Raw genomic sequence first — 2,482 nt, 5'->3', positions numbered from 1 at the left:
ATCTTCAACACGTCGATGCTGCCATCGCGCAACGAACGCATGATTCCCACCAAGGCATGAACTTCAGCAACAGCAACCTCCAATCCACCCTCCCCGAAGAAACCACGCTCGACGAACGCGACGGACGCTACCTGCGCAAGGCCATCGTCTGGTCGCATGCGGCGCGCCGCCGCGGCAACCGGCCCTTCGGATCGGTCATCGTCTCGGCCGCCGGCGAAGTGCTGGCCGAAGCGGCCAACAGCAACACCGAGACCGGCGACTGCACGGCCCATGCGGAGATGAACGCGCTGCGTGCGCTCGCGGGGCGCGGCCTCACGCGCGAAGAGCTCGCCGGCGCCACCATCTATGCATCGGGCGAGCCCTGCGTGATGTGCGCGGGCGCGATCTTCTGGTCGAACATCGGCCGCGTGGTGTTTGGCATCGACGCCGAGCGGCTGCGCGTGTTCCGCGGCGAGCGGCAGGACCAGCGCGATGCCGAGCTGTCGTGCCGCGACGTGTTCCGCGCCTCGCCGCATCCGATCGAATGCATTGGTCCCGCGCTGCTCGACGAAGCCAGCGCCGCGCACGACGGCGCCTGGGCCAGCTAGCCGCCACGCGCGGCGGTGCCGGGCGAATAGACTCGTTGGATGTCCTGGCACGCCCATCTTCATCTCGACTACCGGCAGGAAGGCGCCCGCAGCGTCGCGCGCTTTCGCCATGACGGGCCGCTGCGCATCCTGCAAAGCCTCTACCCCGAAGGCGATGCGATCTGCCACAACGTGCTGGTGCATCCGCCGGGCGGGCTGGTGGGCGGCGACACGCTGGACATCGACATCGAGGCGGCCGACGCAAGCCATGGCCTGATCACCACGCCGGGCGCGTCGCGCTTCTACCGCTCCGAAGGCGAGCTTGCGCTGCAGCGCACGCGCATCCGGCTTGCCAAGGGCGCGCGGCTCGAGTGGCTGCCGCTGGAGGCCATCTGCTACAGCGGCTGCCGCGCAGAGAACCGGCTCACCATCGAGGCCGAGCCCGGCGCCGAGATGATCGGCTGGGACGTGACGGCCCTCGGCCTGCCGAACGCCAACCAGCCGTTCGAGCGCGGCACCTACCTGCAGCACATCGAAGTGCCGGGCGTGTGGCTGGAGCGCGGGCGCATCGACGCGGCCGACCATCGGCTGCTGCAGAGCCCGCTGGGCTTCGGCGGGCATCGCTGCATCGCGTCGCTGTTCTTCGTGTCGGGCACGCCGGCCGCGCGGGCGCGGCGCGAGGCGCTGCTTGCGCTCGCACGCACCGCCATCGATGCGCACGGGCTGCAGGAGAGCGCCGGCGCGACCAGCCCGCATGCGGAGATCGTCGTGCTGCGCGTGCTCGCGCCGGTGGTCGAGCCCGCGATGCAGCTGCTGCGGCAGGTGTGGCAGGCCTGGCGCGCCGAGCTGTGGCAATTGCCGGCGAGTTCGCCGCGGATCTGGGCCACCTAGCGCGGGGGGCCTATCGCGCGCCGTAGCTTTCCAGCAGGACGGCCGATAGCGCGAGTATCTTGGTCTGAGGGGCTTCCTTGAGCCACACCAGCCTCGTCTTGGCGCGGCCGAATTTCGAATGCAGCCTGTGGACGCTCAGGCGATCGCGCTCCGCGTAGCTGTCGAGCACGCTGTACGGCACCAGCGCAATGCCCATGCCGACGGCAACACAGCCAAGAATCAGGTGGTAGGAGCCGGCCTCGACGATTCGGCCGGGCGCGACGCGGCCGCGCAGGAACCAGTCCTCGAGCCTCTTGCGATGCGGGCAGCCTGGATGAAAGGCCAGGATCGTCTTCGATGGCAGATCCTTCGGCGACGAAATGCGTGCGTGTCTGGCCTCGGCGACGATCACAAGCTCCTCGTCATAGATCTCGATGGACTCGAGCCGAGGATCGGAGACGGGGTCTGCGATGAGCGCCGCATCCAGTTCCGAGCAAAGAACCTGCTTGACCAGGTCGAGAGGATCGCCCGAGAAGAGTTCCAACGCCACATCGGGGTAGCGCTCGTGGAAGCGGCCGAGTGGCTCGGGCAGGCGGGCCGCCGCCGTGCTTTCCATCGCGCCGAGGCGCAGCACGCCGGTGGGCCGATCCGACTTGATGGCGTTGGCCGCTTCCCTGGCCAGGTCGAGCATGCGATCGGCGTAGCCGACAAGTATCTTGCCGGAGGGCGTGAGCTGCATTCGGCGCCCCTCGCGCAGGAACAGCGGGACGCCCAGCTTTTCTTCCAGCACCTTGATGCGCGCGGTCACGCTCGACTGCGCGCGATGCAGCACCTCGGCCGCCCGCACCACGCCGCCGGCCTGGACCACGGTTCGAAAAATCTGCAGATCCGAGAACTCCATGCATCGCCTTCCCTGAACTGTTCGTTCTGTATTTGTCGTTTCTTTGCCAGGCTCATTCTCTTTAGAGTTCTCTGCAACTTCAACAAGGCAATGGTTTCCTGAGTCAGGAATACCCGCAGAACGTCATCATGAAAATCGGGCTTAT

At 67.4% G+C, this 2,482-nt stretch carries 3 protein-coding genes; 2 read left to right on the top strand and 1 reads right to left on the bottom strand.

Annotated features, from left to right (window positions below; all coding sequences use genetic code 11):
- The first annotated feature begins 56 nt into the window (after positions 1-56).
- Both AC1DOC_RS29205 and AC1DOC_RS29200 read left to right on the top strand, forming a co-directional pair.
- The gene (locus tag AC1DOC_RS29205) at positions 57-587 is read left to right on the top strand and encodes a nucleoside deaminase (protein ID WP_478081161.1); all 531 of its coding nucleotides are present in this window, start codon (positions 57-59) and stop codon (positions 585-587) included.
- Between the two features lie 39 nt (positions 588-626).
- Positions 627-1,457, top strand: a complete 831-nt coding sequence (locus AC1DOC_RS29200) for an urease accessory protein UreD (RefSeq protein ID WP_478081160.1) — start codon at positions 627-629, stop codon at positions 1,455-1,457.
- 10 nt (positions 1,458-1,467) lie between these two features.
- On the opposite strand, the gene AC1DOC_RS29195 is transcribed toward AC1DOC_RS29200, so the two are convergent.
- Positions 1,468-2,337 carry a LysR family transcriptional regulator gene (locus AC1DOC_RS29195; protein WP_478081159.1) on the bottom strand — a complete coding sequence of 290 codons (870 nt, stop codon included), beginning with the start codon at positions 2,335-2,337 and terminating at the stop codon, positions 1,468-1,470.
- Positions 2,338-2,482 lie beyond the last annotated feature (145 nt).

It is taken from the genome of Variovorax sp. 01T439_2 (genome assembly GCF_056398445.1).
The sequence above is the reverse complement of the archived record's forward strand: the minus strand, read 5'-3'. Positions and strand labels throughout refer to the sequence as shown.

Bases quoted from the DNA above. Each gene is read 5' to 3' on its own strand.
- AC1DOC_RS29195 (WP_478081159.1), bottom strand. From the start codon at position 2,337: ATGGAGTTCTCGGATCTGCAGATTTTTCGAACCGTGGTCCAGGCCGGC.
- AC1DOC_RS29200 (WP_478081160.1), top strand. From the start codon at position 627: ATGTCCTGGCACGCCCATCTTCATCTCGACTACCGGCAGGAAGGCGCC.
- AC1DOC_RS29205 (WP_478081161.1), top strand. From the start codon at position 57: ATGAACTTCAGCAACAGCAACCTCCAATCCACCCTCCCCGAAGAAACC.